15 protein-coding genes and 2 tRNA genes are annotated in these 18,033 nt (G+C 68.8%); 9 read left to right on the top strand and 8 right to left on the bottom strand.

Going from position 1 to position 18,033, the window contains the following annotated elements; translation table 11 throughout:
• The first annotated feature begins 372 nt into the window (after positions 1–372).
• The 4 genes from AC29IT_RS09275 (at position 373) to AC29IT_RS09260 (ending at position 4,934) form a co-directional block, all read left to right on the top strand.
• Entirely contained in the window at positions 373–1,155 is a 783-nt protein-coding gene (locus AC29IT_RS09275) for a class I SAM-dependent methyltransferase (RefSeq protein ID WP_488218431.1), read from the top strand.
• Between the two features lie 94 nt (positions 1,156–1,249).
• The gene (locus AC29IT_RS09270; RefSeq protein WP_358443464.1) at positions 1,250–2,200 is read left to right on the top strand and encodes a GNAT family N-acetyltransferase; all 951 of its coding nucleotides are present in this window, start codon (positions 1,250–1,252) and stop codon (positions 2,198–2,200) included.
• A 32-nt stretch (positions 2,201–2,232) separates the two neighbouring features.
• On the top strand, positions 2,233–2,871 hold the full coding sequence (locus AC29IT_RS09265) for an ATP-binding cassette domain-containing protein (protein WP_358443462.1): 639 nt from the start codon (positions 2,233–2,235) through the stop codon (positions 2,869–2,871).
• A complete protein-coding gene (locus AC29IT_RS09260; RefSeq protein ID WP_488218430.1) occupies positions 2,868–4,934 on the top strand; it encodes a YhgE/Pip family protein in 2,067 nt (688 codons plus the stop codon). Before AC29IT_RS09265 ends, AC29IT_RS09260 begins: the two co-directional genes overlap by 4 nt.
• A gap of 63 nt (positions 4,935–4,997) precedes the next feature.
• On the opposite strand, the gene AC29IT_RS09255 is transcribed toward AC29IT_RS09260, so the two are convergent.
• On the bottom strand, positions 4,998–5,411 hold the full coding sequence (locus AC29IT_RS09255; RefSeq protein ID WP_358443458.1) for a VOC family protein: 414 nt from the start codon (positions 5,409–5,411) through the stop codon (positions 4,998–5,000).
• A 293-nt stretch (positions 5,412–5,704) separates the two neighbouring features.
• Positions 5,705–8,395 carry a DNA polymerase I gene (gene polA, locus AC29IT_RS09250; RefSeq protein ID WP_488218429.1) on the bottom strand — a complete coding sequence of 897 codons (2,691 nt, stop codon included), beginning with the start codon at positions 8,393–8,395 and terminating at the stop codon, positions 5,705–5,707.
• A gap of 105 nt (positions 8,396–8,500) precedes the next feature.
• Here polA and AC29IT_RS09245 point away from each other — a divergent pair, with 105 nt between their 5' ends.
• Positions 8,501–8,899: a PaaI family thioesterase gene (locus AC29IT_RS09245; RefSeq protein ID WP_358443475.1), complete on the top strand. Its 399-nt coding sequence runs from the start codon at positions 8,501–8,503 to the stop codon at positions 8,897–8,899.
• A gap of 1 nt (position 8,900) precedes the next feature.
• Here the strand turns inward: AC29IT_RS09245 and AC29IT_RS09240 are convergent, their stop codons facing one another.
• Complete coding sequence (locus tag AC29IT_RS09240; RefSeq protein WP_224962936.1) at positions 8,901–9,512, bottom strand: ANTAR domain-containing response regulator; 612 nt, start codon at positions 9,510–9,512, stop codon at positions 8,901–8,903.
• A gap of 598 nt (positions 9,513–10,110) precedes the next feature.
• Positions 10,111–10,200, bottom strand: a tRNA-Leu gene (locus tag AC29IT_RS09235).
• Positions 10,201–10,397: 197 nt separating this feature from the next.
• On the opposite strand from AC29IT_RS09235, the gene AC29IT_RS09230 reads away from it, so the two are divergent.
• Positions 10,398–11,201 (top strand): hypothetical protein, encoded by an 804-nt coding sequence (locus AC29IT_RS09230; RefSeq protein WP_488218428.1) that lies wholly within the window; start codon positions 10,398–10,400, stop codon positions 11,199–11,201.
• 119 nt (positions 11,202–11,320) lie between these two features.
• Here AC29IT_RS09230 and AC29IT_RS09225 read toward each other — a convergent pair whose 3' ends face one another.
• The 3 genes from AC29IT_RS09225 to AC29IT_RS09215 form a co-directional block, all read right to left on the bottom strand.
• Positions 11,321–11,713, bottom strand: coding sequence for an N-terminal phage integrase SAM-like domain-containing protein (locus tag AC29IT_RS09225; protein ID WP_488218427.1), 393 nt, complete (start codon positions 11,711–11,713; stop codon positions 11,321–11,323).
• An 84-nt stretch (positions 11,714–11,797) separates the two neighbouring features.
• Positions 11,798–11,874, bottom strand: a tRNA-Leu gene (locus AC29IT_RS09220).
• Positions 11,875–12,074: 200 nt separating this feature from the next.
• Complete coding sequence (locus AC29IT_RS09215; RefSeq protein ID WP_488218426.1) at positions 12,075–13,007, bottom strand: GlxA family transcriptional regulator; 933 nt, start codon at positions 13,005–13,007, stop codon at positions 12,075–12,077.
• Positions 13,008–13,078: 71 nt separating this feature from the next.
• Between AC29IT_RS09215 and AC29IT_RS09210 the strand changes: the two genes are divergently transcribed.
• From AC29IT_RS09210 to AC29IT_RS09200, 3 genes are all read left to right on the top strand, one after another.
• On the top strand, positions 13,079–13,744 hold the full coding sequence (locus AC29IT_RS09210; protein WP_488218425.1) for an HD domain-containing protein: 666 nt from the start codon (positions 13,079–13,081) through the stop codon (positions 13,742–13,744).
• Positions 13,745–13,792: 48 nt separating this feature from the next.
• The gene (locus AC29IT_RS09205) at positions 13,793–14,212 is read left to right on the top strand and encodes a Rid family hydrolase (protein ID WP_488218424.1); all 420 of its coding nucleotides are present in this window, start codon (positions 13,793–13,795) and stop codon (positions 14,210–14,212) included.
• 768 nt (positions 14,213–14,980) lie between these two features.
• On the top strand, positions 14,981–16,915 hold the full coding sequence (locus AC29IT_RS09200) for a DNA/RNA helicase domain-containing protein (RefSeq protein WP_488218423.1): 1,935 nt from the start codon (positions 14,981–14,983) through the stop codon (positions 16,913–16,915).
• A 494-nt stretch (positions 16,916–17,409) separates the two neighbouring features.
• On the opposite strand, the gene aroQ is transcribed toward AC29IT_RS09200, so the two are convergent.
• A complete protein-coding gene (aroQ, locus tag AC29IT_RS09195; protein ID WP_488218422.1) occupies positions 17,410–17,994 on the bottom strand; it encodes a gamma subclass chorismate mutase AroQ in 585 nt (194 codons plus the stop codon).
• Between the last annotated feature and the right edge of the window lie 39 nt (positions 17,995–18,033).

Below are 18,033 nucleotides of genomic sequence, written 5' to 3'. Positions count from 1 at the left end.
TCGGACTCGGCGGAACCGCACCACAGTCGAACGCCGGGCCTCCCGTCGTTAATCCCGATCGGGGTGCGCAACCTGCCGGGAAGCTCGGCTCCGGCGACGGCGGTCGGCGGAGCCGACCGGCGGAGCCGGTCCCGGGCGTCTTTCCCCAGCCTGCATGCACGGACACGTTAAGACCCACGGCGCGGGCGGTATCGTACGCGTTCGCGCGATCGCGGAGCAAACCACTTGTCGGCGAAACACCGAACCACAGGACTTCTCATGCCGCACGACGATTCGGCCGCCCCCGAAATTTCACCTGACCCAGCGACAGAAGACCAGCCGGACGGCGGTTTCGCGCACGCCTCCGCCGAGCTGGCGCTGGGCACTCTGGGTGTGAGCAAGCGCACTGCCGGTGCCGCGGAGTCCCGCCGGGCGAGCCGGCTGTGGTGGGACGCCGACGCCGACGACTACCAGGCCGAGCACGGCGAGTTCCTGGGCACCAGCGACTTCGTCTGGTGCCCCGAGCGGGTGCGGGAGGCCGACGCCCGGCTGCTCGGCGACGTCACCGGCAAGCGGGTGCTGGAGGTCGGGGCCGGTTCCGCGCCCTGCTCGCGCTGGCTGGCCGCGCAGGGCGCGCACCCGGTGGCGCTGGACATCTCCGCCGGGATGCTGCGGCACGCGCGGCGCGGCGCCGTCGACAGCGGCATCGAGGTGCCGCTGGTGCAGGCCAGCGCCGACGCGCTGCCGTTCGCCGCGGACAGCTTCGACCTGGCGTGCTCCGCGTTCGGCGGCGTGCCGTTCGTGGCCGACGTCGGCGCGGTCTTCCGCGAGGTCGTGCGCGTGGTGCGCCCCGGTGGGCGCTGGGTGTTCTCGGTGACGCACCCGATGCGCTGGATCTTCCCGGACGACCCCGGCCCGGGCGGGCTCACCGTCGCGCAGTCCTACTTCGACCGGACGCCGTACGTGGAGATCGACGGGGACGGGCGCGCCACCTACGTGGAGCACCACCGGACGCTCGGCGACTACGTGCGGGAGCTCAACGCGGCGGGCCTGCGGCTGCTGGACGTCATCGAGCCGGAGTGGCCCGCGGGCGCCACGCACACCTGGGGGCAGTGGAGCGGCCTGCGCGGCAAGCTCTTCCCCGGCACCTCGATCTTCTGCTGCGAACCGGCCTGAACCCCGCAGGCGGTGCGCCGTTCGGGCGCGGTGATCGTCGCGAGCTGCCAGAATCCTGATCACCCGGCGGCTAGGCGAAGGGGTGACGGCGCAGATGGGTGACGCGCAGGACCTGCTCGACCGGCAGTGCGCGCGGTTCGCCGCGCTGGACCACCGGTTGCCGGAGCGGTACCTGCTGCCGAAGGGCGATCCGCTGCTGGCGCGGCTGCCGGACGGGACGGCGGTCGCCGGGCTGGTCGCGCACACCCGGAACCCGCCGGGTTCGGCGCAGAGCCTGTGGCAGGCCACCGATTCCTTCGAGCTGTTCCCGCTGCTCGGCGAGCACCCCGGTGCGGGCATGGCCGCGCTGCTGGCGGAGTGGCGGCGCTGGCTGGCCGCGCACGGAGCTCCGGCCGAGGACTCGTCGTGCGTGGTGACCTGGCCGAGCCGGGATGCGGAGGCGTCCCGCGCGCTGCTGGACCACGGCTTCGTCCCGCTGTCCTGCCTGGCGATCCGACCGCCCGCGCCGCCCGCGGCACTAGATACGAAACTCTCTGGTACCGTAAACCTGCGCCGCGCCGAACCGGCCGATCTGGACTCCGTGGTCGAGCTCGCCATCGCCGAGCACGCCTACGCCGCCCTCGTCGGCGCCTCGGTGCACCGCCCTCGGACCGCCGAGCTCAAGCGCAACGCCGCGCGCCTGCGGCTCGCCGCGGGCAACGGTCCCGGCGGCGACCCGGTGTGGCTGGCCGAACAGGACGGCACACCGGTCGCACTCGCCGAGTGCGGCTGGATCGACCCCGACCGCCACTCCGGCGGCCACCGGCTCCGATCCGGCAGGTGGGCCTACGTGAACTGCGTGTCGGTGCACGAACGGGCCCGCGGCGGCGGCGTGGGACAGCGGCTGATGGCCGAAGCGCACGCGGAGTTCGCGCGCGCCGGGGTCGTCGGCAGCTTCCTGTACTACAACCCGCCCAACCCGCTGTCGTCGGTGTTCTGGCCCCGCCAGGGCTACCGGCCGCTGTGGACGATGTGGGAGGTGCGCCCGGCAACGGCGCTGCGCTGACCCCCACCGCTGTGAAGGAGTCGAGACGACGCGTGGAGATCGTCGCTGACGCAGTCGAGGTCACCGGGGCGCACAGCACGCTGCTCGCCCCCACCTCGCTGCACGTGAACAGCGGAGACCTGCTGGTGGTCACCGGAGAACCCCACTCCGGCCACACCGCCCTGGCCCTCGCCCTGTCCGGCCGGCTCAAGCCGAGCCGGGGCCGCGTCCTCGTCGACGGCGCCGACGACCCGAAGGCGCTGCGCCGCCGGGTCGCCATCGTCGACGGCCCGGAGATCACCGAACCCGAACCGAGCGTTCCCGTGCGCACCGCGGTCGCCGAAGGCCTCAGCATCGCGGGCCGCCGCTCCGGCCGCGCCGCCGTCCGGACCTGGCTCGCCGCGCACGACCTCGCCGAGCACGCCGACACCCGCGTGGAGAACCTGCCCGCCACCGAGCGGACCCGGCTGCTCGTCGACCTCGCGTGCGCGGCGAAGCACACCGACGCGCTGGTGCTCGACACGCCCGACCGGCACGGCGGCGACCCGAGTTCCTGGTTCGCGCTGGCGAAGCGGGAGGCCCGCAGGCAGCGCGCGGTCGTCGTGCTCTGCTCGCCGCACACCGCCGACCGGCTCGCCGTCCCCCATGCCCGAGTGGGCGCGGACAACCGCGCCGAAGAAGGTGCCCGATGACCACGTTCCGCCTCGCCCTCACCGAACTGCGCAGGCTCACCTCCGGCAAGCTGCCGCGGCTCGCGCTGGTCGCCATCACGCTGGTGCCGCTGCTGTACGGGGCGATGTACCTGTACGCGAACTGGGACCCGTACAACCGGCTCGGCGACGTCCCCGCGGCCGTCGTCATCGACGACGCGGGCGCCACCCGCGAGGACGGCAGCAGGCTGGACGCCGGGGACAAGGTCTACGACGAGCTGGCCGACTCCGGCTCGTTCGACTGGCAGCGCACCGGGGCCGAGGACGCCGAGCAGGGCGTCGCCCAGGGCCGCTACACGTTCGCGCTCGTCGTGCCGCGCGACTTCTCCGCGGCGCTGATGTCGCCCGGCGACTTCGAGCCCCGGCAGGCGCAGCTGCGGCTGGTCACCAACGACACCAACAACTACTTGATCTCCACGATCGCCGACAAGGTCGCAGGCGAGGTGCGCAAGGCCGTCGCCGCCGACGCGGGCACCGAGGCCGCCGACCAGCTGCTGCTCGGTTACGGCACGGTGCACGACAAGACGCTGGAGGCCGCTGACGGCGCGGGGAAGCTCGCGGACGGCGCCGGACGGCTGCAGGACGGGCTCGGCACCGCCGAGGAAGGCACCGGGCAGCTGTCCTCCGGCGCGCACCAGCTCCTCGACGGGCAGCGACAGCTGCTGGACGGCTCCGGCAGGCTCGCCGACGGGACCGGGCGGCTCGCCGACGGCGCCCAGCAGCTGCGCGGCGGGCTCCAGCAGCTGCAGGAGCGCACCGCACCGCTGCCCGAGCAGTCCGCGAAGCTCGCCGACGGCGCCGAGCAGGTGGCCCAGGGCAACGAGAAGCTCGCCGACACCGCGGGCAGGCTCGGCGACGTCTCGCAGGGCTTCGTCGACGACCTGGACCAGACCAAGAGCCGCATCGCCGAACAGCTGCGCGCCACCGGCGCCGACGAGGAGACCGTGCAGCGGGTGCTCGCCCACCTCGACGAGCTGAACCAGCCCATCACCGACGCCAACGACAAGGTGCAGGCCCAGATCGGGCAGATCGACAAGCTCGCCGACGGCTCGCGGCAGGTCGCCGACGGGAACCGGCAGCTCGCCGACTCCACGCCCGCGCTGACGAGCGCGATCGGGCAGCTCAACGACGGCGCGGGCACCCTCGTCGGCGGCGTCGGCGAACTCGACTCCGGCGCCCGGCAGCTGCACCAGGGCGAGCAGCAGGCCGTCACCGGCACCGAGAAGCTCACCGACGGCGCCGACCGGCTCGCCGACGGATCGCGCCAGCTCGCCGACGGCTCCGGGCAGCTCGTCGACGGCTCGCACACGCTCGCCGACTCGCTCGGCAAGGGCGCCCAGGACATCCCCGACCTGGACGATGCCACCCGGGAGAACACCGCTCGCACCATCGGCGACCCGGTCGCGGTGAACAACGACGCCCAGGTCAAGGCCGCCACCTACGGCGCGGGGCTCGCCCCGTTCTTCATGGGCCTGGCGCTGTGGATCGGCGGGTTCGTGCTGTTCCTGATCATGCGGCCGCTGTCGCAGCGCGCGCTGGCCTCCGGGGTGGCGCCGTGGAAGATCGCGGTCGGCGGGTGGCTGCCCGCCGGGATCGTCGGCATCGCGCAGGCGGTGCTGCTGTACCTGGTCGTGGTGTTCGGGGTCGGGGTGAGCCCGGCGCACCCGTGGCTGACGCTCGGGTTCCTGGTGCTGACCTCGTTCGCGTTCACCGCCGTGGTGCACGCGCTGAACGCCGCGTTCGGGCCGAAGGGCAAGTTCATCGCGCTGATCGTGCTGGTGCTGCAGCTGGTCACCGCGGGCGGCACGTTCCCGTGGCAGACCATTCCGGCACCGCTGCACCCGCTGCACCAGGTGCTGCCGTTGAGCTACGTGGTCACCGCGCTGCGGCACCTGCTCTACGGCGGGCCGGGGCTGGAGGCCGCGGGCACGTCCGCGCTGGTGTTGATCGCCTACCTGGTGGCCGGCCTGCTGCTGAGCACCATCGCGGCCTGGCGCCAGCGGGTGTGGACGCCGGGCCGGTTGAAGCCGGAGCTGTCGTTGTGACCCGAGGATGAGCGGAGGGGCCGTCGAGCGGTGTGCTCGACGGCCCCTCCGACGTTCCGATGCTCACTCCGCGTCGGGAGCGGCCTCCGCTTCTTCGTCGTACCGGGCGACCTCGATCAGGTTGCCGTCGGGGTCGCGCAGGTACAGCGAGGTGATCGGCCCGAACGTACCGGTGCGGCCGACCGGCCCCTCCTCGATGCGCACGTCGTTGGCCCGCAGGTGCTCCTGCACTTCGCTGATGGGCTGCTCGGTGACGAAGCACAGGTTGGCCGAGCCGGGCACCGGGTGCGTCGCGGTGGGCTCGACCAGCTCGCTGGCGGCGTGCAGCTTGATGGTCTGCTGCCCGAAGCTCACCGCGCGCCGGTCACCGGGGAAGGTCACCGTGCGCATCCCGAGGATGCGCTCGTAGAACTCTGCCGCCCGATCGACATCGGCCACGGTGAGCACCAAGTGGTCCACTCTGTCGATGTTGATCATTTTCCTCCTCCGGGATCTCCGCCCCGGGTCCGCCGTGCGCACCGCGCGCCGGCTCGTCGGCATCCGCTTTCCGCGAAGTAGGCAGGCTATCCCGGCTATCACCCGAAAGGTCCAACAGGGGGCCCGCCGCGTTCACGTTCCGGCCATCTCAGTGGCTGGGACTCCCGCGGCGCCGGAGAACGCAGGTTTCGTGATCGAGCCGCAATCTCCGCAGCTCGGAGAGCATGCCCTCGGCATATGCCAACCGCGAGTGTGCCGTCCGCCATACGACGAACGGCGCACCCGCCGTGTACTCAGTGTGCCGCCGAATCCCAGGAACGGCCCGCGCCGACCGACACTTCCAGCGGCACCTCGAGCGGGTAGGCCGCGCCCATCTGCTCGCGCACGATCCGCTCCACCTCGGCGCGTTCCCCGTCGACCAGCTCGATGATCAGTTCGTCGTGCACCTGCAGCAGCATCCGCGACCGCAGGCCCGCCTCCGCGAGGGAGCGGTGCACGCCCAGCATCGCCACCTTGATGATGTCGGCGGCGCTGCCCTGGATGGGCGCGTTCAACGCCATCCGCTCCGCCATCTCGCGGCGCTGCCGGTTGTCGCTGAGCAGGTCCGGCAGGTAGCGGCGGCGACCGAGGATCGTCGAGGTGTAGCCGTCCTCCCGCGCCTGCGACACCACCTCGTGCAGGTAGTCCCGCACCCGGCCGAAGCGGGCGAAGTAGGCGTCCATCTGCGCCTTCGCGTCCTCCGCGGAGATCCGCAGCTGCTGGGCCAGCCCGAACGCGGACAGCCCGTACGCCAGCCCGTAGGACATGGCCTTCACCCGGCGCCGCAGCTCCTGGTCCACCTCGCCGATCGGCACCCCGAACGCCTGCGAGGCCACGAAGTTGTGCAGGTCCTCACCGGAGCGGAACGCCTCGATGAGCCCTTCGTCGCCGGACAGGTGCGCCATGATGCGCATCTCGATCTGGCTGTAGTCGGCGGTCAGCAGCTCCGAATAGCCGGAGCCGACGACGAACACCTCGCGGATCCGGCGCCCTTCCTCGGTGCGGATCGGGATGTTCTGCAGGTTCGGATCGGTGGAGGACAACCGGCCGGTGGCGGCGATGGTCTGGTTCAGCGTGGTGTGGATGCGCCCGTCGTCGGCGACGGACTTCACCAGGCCTTCCACCGTGGTCTTGAGCCGGGTGGCGTCGCGGTGCTCCAGCAGGTGCTGCAGGAACGGGTGCTGGGTCTTCTCGAACAGGCCCTGCAGCGCGTCGGCGTCGGTGGTGTAGCCGGTCTTGGTGCGCTTCGTCTTCGGCATGCCCAGCTCGTCGAACAGCACCACCTGCAGCTGCTTCGGCGACCCGAGGTTGATCTCCTTGCCGATGACGTCGTAGGCCTCCTGCGCGGCCTGCTTGACGCGGCCCGCGAAGTGCGCGCCGAGCTCGTCGAGCAGGTCGGAGTCGACGGCGATGCCCGCGGCCTCCAGCTCGTCGATGACGGCCAGCAGCGGCAGCTCCAGGTCGGTGAGCAGGCCGCGGCTGTCGATGCGCCCCAGCTCGGCGTCCAGCGCGTCCGCGAGCTCACCGACCGCGCGGGCCTTCACGAGTTCGGCGTTGGCGGCGTCGGCCTTGTCCTGCTCCTCGTCGGCGAGCAGCGACAGCTGACCGTCGCCGCCCTCGTCCTCGGCGCGCAGCTCCCGCTGCAGGTAGCGCACCACCAGGTCGGGCAGGTCGAAGGAGCGCTGCCCCGGACGCACCAGGTAGGCGGCGAGCGCGGTGTCGCTGGTCAGCCCGGCGAGCGCCCAGCCGCGGCCGCGCAGCGCGTGCAGCGGGCCCTTCACGTCGTGGGCGGCCTTCGGCAGCGCCGGGTCGGCCAGCCACTCCCCCAGCGCCTTGTCGTCGTCCGCGTTGAGCTCGGTGACGTCCACGTACGCCCCGGCGCCGTCGGCGTCGACCAGCGCGATGCCCGCCAGGTCACCGGCACCGGTCGTCCAAGTCCCGCTGAACGCGAGCCCGACGCGGCGGCCGTCCCGGGCGTGCTCGTCGAGCCAGCCGGCGAGCGCACCGGTCTCCAGCGCGCCGCCGGTGACCTCGAACCCGTCCTCCACCTCGGGTTCCGCGGCGGACAGCGTGGCGAACAGCCGTTCCCGCAGCACCCGGAACTCGAGGTCGTCGAACAGCTTGTGCACCGCGTCCCGGTCCCACTGCGCGACCACCAGGTCGGCCGGGGTGACGCCCAGCGGCACGTCGTGCTCCAGCTGCGTCAGCTCCCGGTTCAGCTGCACCGAGGCCAGGTTCGCCCGCAGCGCCTCGCCCGCCTTGCCCTTCACCTCGTCGGCGCGGTCGATGAGCCCCGCCAGCGACCCGAACTGCTGGATCCACTTGGTGACCGTCTTCTCGCCGACGCCCGGGATCTTCGGCAGGTTGTCCGAGGGGTCGCCGCGCAGCGCCGCGAAGTCCGGGTACTGCTCGGGCGAGAGGCCGTACTTGTCCTCGACGGCCTGCGGCGTGAACCGGGTGAGCTCGGAAACGCCCTTCGTCGGGTACAGCACGGTGACCGCGTCGGTGACCAGCTGCAGCGCATCGCGGTCGCCGGTGCAGATGGCGACCGAGAAGCCTTCGCCGGTGGCCTGCGTGGTGAGCGTCGCGATGACGTCGTCGGCCTCGTAGTTGTCCTTGCTCAGCACCGGCACCGACAGCGCGCCCAGCACGTCCTGGATCAGGCTGACCTGGCCCTTGAACTCGTCCGGGCTGGCGCTGCGGTTCGCCTTGTACTCGGCGAACTTCTCGCTGCGGAAGGTCTTGCGGGACACGTCGAACGCGACCGCGAAGTGGGTCGGCTGCTCGTCGCGCAGCAGGTTGATCAGCATCGAGGTGAAGCCGTAGACCGCGTTCGTGTGCTGGCCCGTGCCGGTCTGGAAGTTCTCCTTCGGCAGGGCGTAGAACGCTCGGTAGGCCATCGAATGGCCGTCGATCAACAGCAGGCGTCGGTCTTCGGAAGCCATCACGTCGCGGGAGTCTAGGCTGACCCACCGACAGCACGTGCGGCGAGGCACGAGGAGGGGTGGACCGTGACGGCGACCGAGAACGAGCAGCCCGCGAAGGATTCGATGGCAGCGGTGCTGAACCCGGAGCCGGGCCAGTTGCAGCACCGGATGGGCATCGAATACCTCGAATACTCACCTGAACGTGTGGTCGCGACGATGCCGGTCGAGGGCAACAAGCAGCCCTACGGACTGCTGCACGGGGGCGCGAACGCGGTGCTGGCCGAATCGGTCGGTTCCATCGCCTCGGCGCTGCACGCGGGAGAAGGCCGGATCGCGGTGGGGCTGGAGCTGTCCTGCACGCACCACCGCTCGGCCACGGAAGGCCGCGTCACCGGCGTCGCCACCCCGCTGCACCGGGGTCGCAGCACGGCGACCTACGAGATCGTCATCACCGATGAACAGGACAGGCGCACCTGCACGGCACGCCTGACCTGCGTCATCCGCGATCAGCCCGCGGGCTGAGTCACTCCAGGTTCTCGAGCACCGCCTGGGCCACGGCCTTCATCGTGGTCCGGCGGTCCATGGCGGTCCGCTGCAGCCAGCGGAACGACTCGGGTTCGGAGAGGTTGTGCTTGCTCATCAGCAGGCCCTTGGCGCGCTCGATCGTCTTGCGCGCCTCGAGGCGCTCGCTGAGGTCGGCGACCTCGGCCTCCAGCGCCTGCACCTCGGTGAAGCGGGACACCGCCAGCTCGACCGCGGGCACCAGGTCGCGCTTCGCGAACGGCTTGACCAGGTAGGCCATCGCCCCCGCGTCGCGCGCCCGCTCCACCAGGTCGCGCTGGCTGAACGCGGTCAGGATCACCACGGGCGCGATGCGCTCGCCCGCGATGTTCGACGCCGCCTCGATGCCGTCCATCTTCGGCATCTTGATGTCCAGGATCACCAGATCGGGCCGCAGTTCCTCGGCCAGCCGCACGGCTTCTTGCCCGTCCCCGGCCTCACCGACGACCTGGTACCCCTCTTCTTTGAGCATCTCCACCAGGTCGAGCCTGATCAACGCCTCGTCCTCGGCCACGAGTACGCGACGTTCGACGGGCTTGGCCTCGCTTGGGTCCTCGGCAGCCGGCGTGGTCACCGGGTCCTCCTGGGGTAGTTCTGACACGGTCCAGTGCGGTCCCGCACCGGGAAAAACCAGCTTACCGGCCAGGCCCTCCAGCTGAGATGACCAGGGAGGGTGACCATCCCGACACCCGTTTCCGGCAGGTCACCTCCGCGCTACGGGCGCGTGGCCGGCAGGGCGCCGCGGACCGCTCAACGACTCCGCGACCGGAGTCGACACCAGCGCCCGCCCCTCCCGGACCAGCGACCGGTCGTCGAACGAACGGCGCAACCGTGCCGGCGATGCGCTCATCGTCGACCGCCCGACGTGCATCCGCGCCCGCGTCACGCTGTGCTCGGCCACGAGCACGCCGAAAGCCACCTGTAGGGGCCAAGGCCGTGGCTGAAGTCCTCGACTTGATCAACGGGCAGAATCCAGGACGCGAAGATCCACGTCGATCCGGGACCGAACAGCGCTTACCACCGCAGCGAGCAGGCGCTGCACGTCAAGGCAAGGCCAGAAGACCGCCCCGCGTCCGCAGATAGCCGTCCAAGGCGGAAGAACAACCGAGGGCACGCCGGCGCCGCTCCGCGAGCAATGCGCCTCACGAGAAACCGTCCGGCCTGGTCAGGCATGGTGCCCCCGGTCAGAGTCGAACTGACACTGTACGGATTTTGAGTCGGCCGAGTGCTGTCGTTCTGGTGCTGTCTGCGGCAACGGGCGCGGATCGGTGGCGTCAACGTCGCTCTGTGGGCGTCGCAGGCCGAGGTTCGCACCCAGACTCCCACCCACAGCAGGGGAGCCCTGCTGGGCAGGCACCTAACCGGGCTGCCGTACTGAAAGTAATGCTGTGCGTACACAGCGTTGGCATACCCAGTAGACTGCCGTGAGATACAACGGTTTTAGATCTGGGAGGATGAAGTGGCCACCGATGAGGATGCTAAGCATAGCGATTCGGCGGCAGAGAAACTTCAAAGGCGAACCGGAAGCGGCGATAGTTCCTTTGCTCGCAATAGTATAGATGGATCTAGTATTGCGAACTCCGTCCAGGCATACGAAATCAGTGGCGGGGTTCACTTCCATGGAGTGAACCCCACGCCCATTTACGTATCGCAGACAGAATCAGCCACTGGCGAGGGGTCCAAGCAAGAAGAAACACCAGAGCCCGAGGTGCGCGAGCCAGGTTTGGCATCAAAGTACTTTGACCATATTATCAAGAACCGCTCGCCCATCTTGGTTTGGTCCGCGCTTATGGCCCCCGTTAACATGGCCATTGTGGGCATAACTGAATACTTCGCCGGGGCTCAAAGTCCGGGCGAGTCGCCGTCGACTGATTTGGAAACGGCGCAAGCTGGCACCTTCTTTTCTGTGCTTTTCGCGATTCTCGTCGCTTGGCGATACATTGCCAGACGCAATGGCTCGGAGAAGTGGGGGTCGCTGCGTGAGGTTCACCCTAGGATTGTAGCCTTTCTCCGTAGGCGGGCGCTGGCCGCTGCGGTTATTCTGCTTTTGGTCTTGCTGATATTTTTTAGCATCCCCACTGCTATGGATCCAGAGTCGTTGACCACGGCCGCCTCGAATTCTCCGAGCAATCAGGGTGGATCCGGCCTTAGCAACTTCGGATTTGTTATTTTCATCGATCTACTACTTCTTGAGCTTGTCATTTTCTGCATCAATGTAAATATCCGGCACTATGGAGTCGAAGAATCTTCCGTCGTCGAGTAGGTTGAACGCTGTTTCGGCTCCAGCGCCCCATCGCATCGGTCGGACGAAGCGCCTTCGTGCTCTCCGTTGCGAGCGTGCTTCTCAATCCGAGGCGTGCCGTCGCAACGAGTGCGGCAGCGTCAAAGTTCGCTGTAGAAGCTCTCCAGCATCCGCGCACTGATCTTGTTGACCGCTGTCTCGCCGAGCGCGGGGAGGATGGTGCGCCGGATGTAGCCCTCGTACGTGTGGCGCGTGCTCTCTTCCAGTTCACTGGCGCGCAGCCACTCGCTCAGCACGTAGGAGAGCGCGACGGTCGACGGCGCTGAGTTCTGCTCGTTGACCTGGTTGAGCAACTTCGTCAGAGCCTTCTCGGCGCGCTTGCGCGCGGCGTCGGTCGTGCCCTTGATCGTCTCGCGTAGGTAGACCCGCTTGCCGGTGACCGGATCGACGCCCGCGTACACGACCACCCGGAAGCCAGTAGCTCGCTCCTCGATCCGGCCGCGCTCGCGGGACTCTGAGCGCGCAGCAGTCATGGCCTTGAGCATACTCGCACCCAAGGCCGCACCCAGCGGACCAACTCATGATCCAGATCTTCGGTTGTTTCCGCTGGTGAGCGGTGGTGCCCCCGGTCAGAGTCGAACTGACACTGTACGGATTTTGAGTCCGCCGCCTCTGCCGATTGGGCTACGGGGGCCAAGCGGTGCGAAGTTTACCGGACCGGTGATCACCATCCGGCGACGGGGTACTCGACGGCGGGGCCCGCTCTCTCCCTGCCCGGCGGTGATGACCAGGGCCGCGTGTACCTGCACAGCAGCGGGCGGCCAAGGCCGGCCGGGGGATGCCGCGACAGGTGCCATGAGCCGGGGCCGGGGAGAACACCCCCGCCCGTTCGGCTCAGGTCCGGAACGTCCTCCGGTACGTGGTCGGGGTGGTGGCGAGGGTTCGGCGGAAGTGGAGGCGGAGGTTGGTGGCGGTGCCGAGGCCGCATTCGCGGGCCACCCGGTCGACGGGGTGGTCGGTGGTTTCGAGGAGTTCGCGGGCGCGGGCGAGGCGGGCGTCGAGGAGCCAGCGCAGCGGGGTGGTGCCGCTCTCGTCGGTGAAGCGGCGCATGAGGGTGCGCTTCGACAGGCCCGCGTGCCGGGCCAGGTCGTGCAGGGTCAGCGGCTCGTCGAGGTGGTGCAGGGCCCATTCCCTGGTTCCGGACAGCGATTCCGCTCCCGCGGCTGCGACGGGGGCGGGCACGTACTGGGCTTGTCCGCCTTCGCGGTGCGGGGCGGCGACGAGGCCGCGGGCGATGCGGTTGGCGACCGCCGCACCGTGGTCGCGGCGCACGATGTGCAGGCACAGGTCGATGCCGCAGCACACCCCGGCCGAGGTGAGGACGTCGCCCTCGTCGATGTAGAGCACGTCGCGGTCCACCGACACGGCCGGGTGGTCGCGTTCGAGGTCGTCGAGGTAGCGCCAGTGGGTGGTGGCGCGCAGGCCGTCGAGCACTCCGGCCACGGCCAGCGCGAACGCCCCGGTGCAGATCGACACCAACCGTGCGCGCCGCTGGTGCGCCTCGGACAGCGCGGTGAGCACGGCTTCCGGTGGCCGGGCGGGTGGTTCGGAGCCGGGCACGAGCACGGTGTCGGCGGCGCGCACCTCCGCCAGCCCGCCCCCGCCGGCCGCGGTGAAGCCGCCGGTGGTGCGCACGTCGGCGCCGAGGGTGCACACGGTCATCTCGTAGGAGGTGTCCGGGCGGGGCGCGAAGATCTGCGCCGGAATGGCCAGGTCGAGGGGCATGACGCCGTCCAAGGCGAGGATCGCGATCCGATGCACCGTCATGGCAACATCCTATCGATGCATGGCATTGCTGCCTCTCACCAGGTCAACCCGTTTCCGAGCAGGGTGGAGGCATGACCGAACCCGCTCTCGGCACGATCACCGCCCTGCCCGGCACTCCGCTGACCGCAGCCGTCGTGGAGCTGATCCGCCCGCTGGAGACCCCGTCGGTGTTCCACCACAGCCTCCGCAGCTACCTGTTCGCCCGGCTGGTGGCGGACCACCTCGGGCTGGCCGCAGGCACCGACTACGACGACGACCTGCTGTTCGCGGCGTGTGCGATGCACGACCTCGGGGTCGCGCCGGACGCCCCGCGCCGCGAGCGGTTCGAGGTGGAGGGCGCCGATCGCGCCGCGGAGTTCCTCACCGCGCGCGGAGTGTCCACATCGGACGTCGACGAGGTGTGGCAGGCGATCGCGCTGCACACCTCGACGGGCATCGCGCAGCGCCGCGGCACGTTGTGCGCGCTCGTCCGCGACGGCATCGCGCTCGACTTCGGCGGGCCGATGGGCGACGAGCACGCCGCGGCGCTCACCGACGAGCAGGCCGCCGCCGTGCACGCCGCCCACCCGCGGCTGGACATGGTCCGCTCGCTCACCGACGCGATCGTCGCGCACGCCGGGTCGAATCCCGGTGCGGCACCGCGCTATTCCATCCCCGGCGAATTCCTCCGCGAACGCGAGCGCTTCGGCCGGACCCGGATGGAGCACGCCTGCAGCACGTCCCGCTGGGGCGGGTGACTCCGCGTTCGAGATCGAAAACCACCTGCTGTGCAAGGGAGAAGCACCATGACCGCTCACATCGTCGAGGTTCCCGAGGACCCCGAGGTCTTCGGGACGACCGTGCACGCCTTCGCGAACTTCGGCTACTCCGCCGCCGTCCACTCGCACGGGCACCTGTTCATCGCGGGCACGATCGGGCGTCGCGCCGACGGCACCATTCCCGACGACGTCGAGGAGCAGACCGAGATCGCGATCCGCCGCATCGAGGAGATCCTCCGGCTGGAAGGGCTCGACCTGACCGCGCTCGTCGACGTGACCAGCTACCACGTCGACATCAACCGGCACCTGCCCGGTTTCTCCGCGGCCAAGGCGCGCCTGATCCACCCGCCGTACCCGACGTGGTCCCTGATCGGCGTCAGCGGTCTGGCCAGCCCGGGGCTGCTCGTCGAGATCCGGGCCACCGCCGCCTACCCCGACGCGGGCTGACCGCCGTCCGTGCGCGGGCCCGTGATTCGAGCCCGCGCGCGGGCGGACCCGCGGCGCACAACGTCCGCTGTGGCACGTGCATCCTCGAAAGCTCCAGGAAGTTGCGAACCTCGTCGACGACCTTCGGGCACGCTCCACATCCGGATCGCTGCCGGGCGTTGCGCCTGGCTCGCAATGCCGTGCGGTGCGACGAAGGCCGCTCGCACCGTGCACGGCTGTCCCGGACGGGAAGACGATGCCGGCGGAGCGTTTCTCACGGAGTTCGTCGAGTGCGCGTCGTGCTCACTGCGCGAGCGAGACTGGCGGGACAACGCCGGGCAGCACATCTCGCGCGGACTGGGCAAGTGCGAAATCGACACCGCCGGAGCCGAACGGCTGCCATCGCGCCCGGCCACCCTTGTCGGTTTGCTCGACATAGCAACGGCGAGATCCCCCCTGGCCACGGTAAGTACGACGTGTCCAACCAGGAGCGACCGAGCGAGCTGCACCCGTCCGGCGCCAAGACGATCACACACTGTCAACACCTAGCCATCGCGGACCCAGCCACCCGACGCAATCACGTGCCGCCACTAGTGTCCGCCGATCAAGTAGCGCCCGTGTCAGAGACGAGCCCCGGGCCCGTGTCACGTACACGCCAGGACGGTGCACCACGCAGCGGATCGGCGGCATATCCGTGCGTGGACCGCATCAACCAAGTCTCCCTCCCCGAACACGCAGCAGAGTCGGGACCTCGTGAACCAACCGGCGCTCCTGTGATATCTATTGGGAATGACAGCGAAGAGCACCTATGCGCCACTCGAAGCGTACTGGTCCGCACAGGAATTCGCTCGGAACCACGACAGGTTGATTCCAGATATCGAGAGAGCTTTCACCGAAGCTCATCCAAAAAACTCCAATCCCACGCCTCAAGAAGTGATGTCATGGCGGGAGAGCGCCTACTGGCTCTCCTCGCTTCTCTACAACCTGAACCTCGGCAAGGTTTGGATGTTCATCGAGTACCAGGTCACCCCGACTATGAACCCCGTGGATGTAGTACTCGCCGGACACCATCCAGATGGACGACTCAGTTTCGCCGCAATCGAATTGAAGCAGTGGAGCGCCGTCGAGCGACCGAACACCAATATTCGCGACGGCTTGTGCTCGCGTTGCAGAAAATCTCCTCCCGGTGACGATATATGCAAGGAATGCGCCACCGGAAAAGTGTACTTCGACGGATACGACAGGCACAAGAAGCATCCATCTGTTCAAGTGCACGACAACATGATCGCCCTCAAGAAGCATCACAGCATGTTCGACGATCGATACGTCAACCTCACAGGCGCCTCATACCTGCACAACCTCAAGAAAATCGATTTTCAATGGATCAGAAACGTCTCTCCCCATCCCGATATTCCAACTTTCACAGCCCGGTCGCCACATGACCTCGAAACCTTCCTCGTCGATAACTTCAGCTCAAAATCGGGAGCCGAAGCTGCCGAGGCTCTACTCGAACGACGCAGGTCAGGTCCTACGATCGGAACAGAGATCGGATCGATCGTCAACGGGTACACCCAGTTCAGCCTCGTGGAGAACCAGCTGCGAGCCGTCAGGAACGTGAGCGATGCCTTGAACCACCCACGCTCGTCCGGCGCGAAGAAGGTCTTCGTCATCAGCGGCCGAGCAGGCAGTGGAAAATCTCTGGTGGCGCTGACCCTGCTCGGCCAGTCGATCAGCAACGGCCAAGACTCGTGTTACGTATCCGGCGGCATTGCCTCGCGTGAAACGTTCAGGCGCGGAGCGCGAGGACACGGCAAGGCGTTCGCCACGTTGAACAACGTCGCGAACAGCCGCGGGAACGACGAGCTTGATCTGCTTCTGTGCGACGAAGCGCATCGCCTGACAGTGCGTCCGATGAGCGGCTCCTACTCGATGCGACCCGGTGAATCCTCGGTCTCCGTGATCGTCTCCCGGGCAAAGGTTCCCGTGTTCTTCATCGACGGTGATCAACGCCTGTTCGACGAAGAGGTGTGGTCACCTGAAGCTCTCGTCAACGAGATCAAGGCATTGGGCGCAGAAGTTGTCCCCATTACGCTGGATCGCGTGCTACGGGCCGTCGGGAGTTCCACGTACGACACATGGGTTCGCCGTCTGCTGACCGCCGACCCCCTAACGTGGAAGGCCGATGACGACGACATCCCCGAGCCGTTTCAACTCTACTACTCCGACAGCGCCGGCGACATGGAACGATTTCTGCGCGAAAAGGAAAATTCCGGAGAAATCGCACGGATGAGCGCAGGAATATGCTGGAAGTGGGAGGACCAGAGCGGCACAGAGCCGGAAGTCGCCCCCGAGCCGGGCTGGGCTCGTCCGTGGAACGCCGGTGACCAACACGACACACCTGGAGTCCCGAAGCGGAAGTACTGGGCCACTGAAACCGGAGGATTCGGCCAAATCGGCTGCGTTCACACCGCGCAAGGACTCGAATACGAGTGGGGCGGTGTGATCATGGGGCCGGATCTCACCTGGATTGGTGACGGGTGGCGGGTTCATCGCGAACACGTGCTGAACAAGGCCAACAAGATTCGTTCGGACGACGAACTCCTACGGGCCATCCGGAATGCCTACGGCGTCCTCATGACTCGGTCGATTCGCGGCACTGTCCTCTACTCCGTCGATGCGAAGACGAGAGAACTCTTCGCGGAGCTCGGCCTTCAGAAGGTGTGACCACGCGAAGGTTTGCAGCACAGCGCCCAAGATGACGCGAAGCGGAGGCCGGAAGAGACACCCGTGACTCGACGTGGCCGGACGCGGTGCGCAGGCTCATCTGCGGCCGTTCGGCAGCGCCGGGGACGGAGCGGACCTCGGTCCTGAGCTGCGGGATCCGTCCTTCACCGCGGCTCAGGCCGAACGGCCGTGCACCACGAACGAGTCGTTCAAGTCGTCCCAGACCTCAGGCGAGTAACCCTAGAGCACCAACGTGATGTGGCGATGGGCGCCGGATCCGGCGCCCCGGCGGACAGCGGACCGACTCGCGCAGCAAACGCACCACTCCGAGCCGCGCTCCCGCACATCGTCGCGCCCGCACTCGAATCCACGTCGGGCTGCCCAACACCACTGCCTCGACCGGCGCGGGCTCGCGCGGATTTGCCCACTCACGTCCAGGGCATCGCAGGGGCGGTCCTGGACGTGAGCGGCGGCCCTCCCGACCGGGGCCCCGCTCAGTTCGCCGGGCAGATGGAGCCGAGGGCTCGGGCCAGGGCCTGCTGGTGGATCTGGTCGAGGTCGGCGGATTCCTGCGCGACCGCCTGCTCCAGGTTCGCGGCGCAGCTCTGGTCCTCGCGGTCCGGGGTGGCGGCCTTGAGGGCGATGATGAGCTCGTCGCCGATGCGGTCCAGTTCGGGGCGGACCCGGTCGAGGTCCGGCTGCTCCTGCGGGCGCTGGTCGGGGTGTTCGGTCCAGGTCCGCAGCAGGTCGTGCTGGACCTGGGTGCTCGCGGCGATCTGGTCGAGGAAGACCTGCGCGGCCCACTCCGGATCGACGCCGTCGCGGGACGCATCGGAACGAGCGGTGTCGACGACGACGGCCTCCCGGGCCGGGTCGGTGACGGGCTTGCCGGTGCCGAGCTTCGACGCGGCGACCTGGTCGGAGAGCACGGCCCGCTCCCGCGCCAGCTGCACGATCGTGTTCAGCCCGTTCGCGCTGGGCTGCGCGGGTGCCACGGGCTCCGGGGCGCCGCATCCGGCGAGGACCAGCGCCGCACCGGCGAGAGCGGCGGCGGGCAGGGCTGTCTTGACTCGATTCACGTTCTCTCCTTCGGAGAACCGCCCCGGCGTGGAATGGGG

It is taken from the genome of Saccharopolyspora sp. MMCC62 (genome assembly GCF_057736575.1).
The sequence above is the reverse complement of the archived record's forward strand: the minus strand, read 5'-3'. Positions and strand labels throughout refer to the sequence as shown.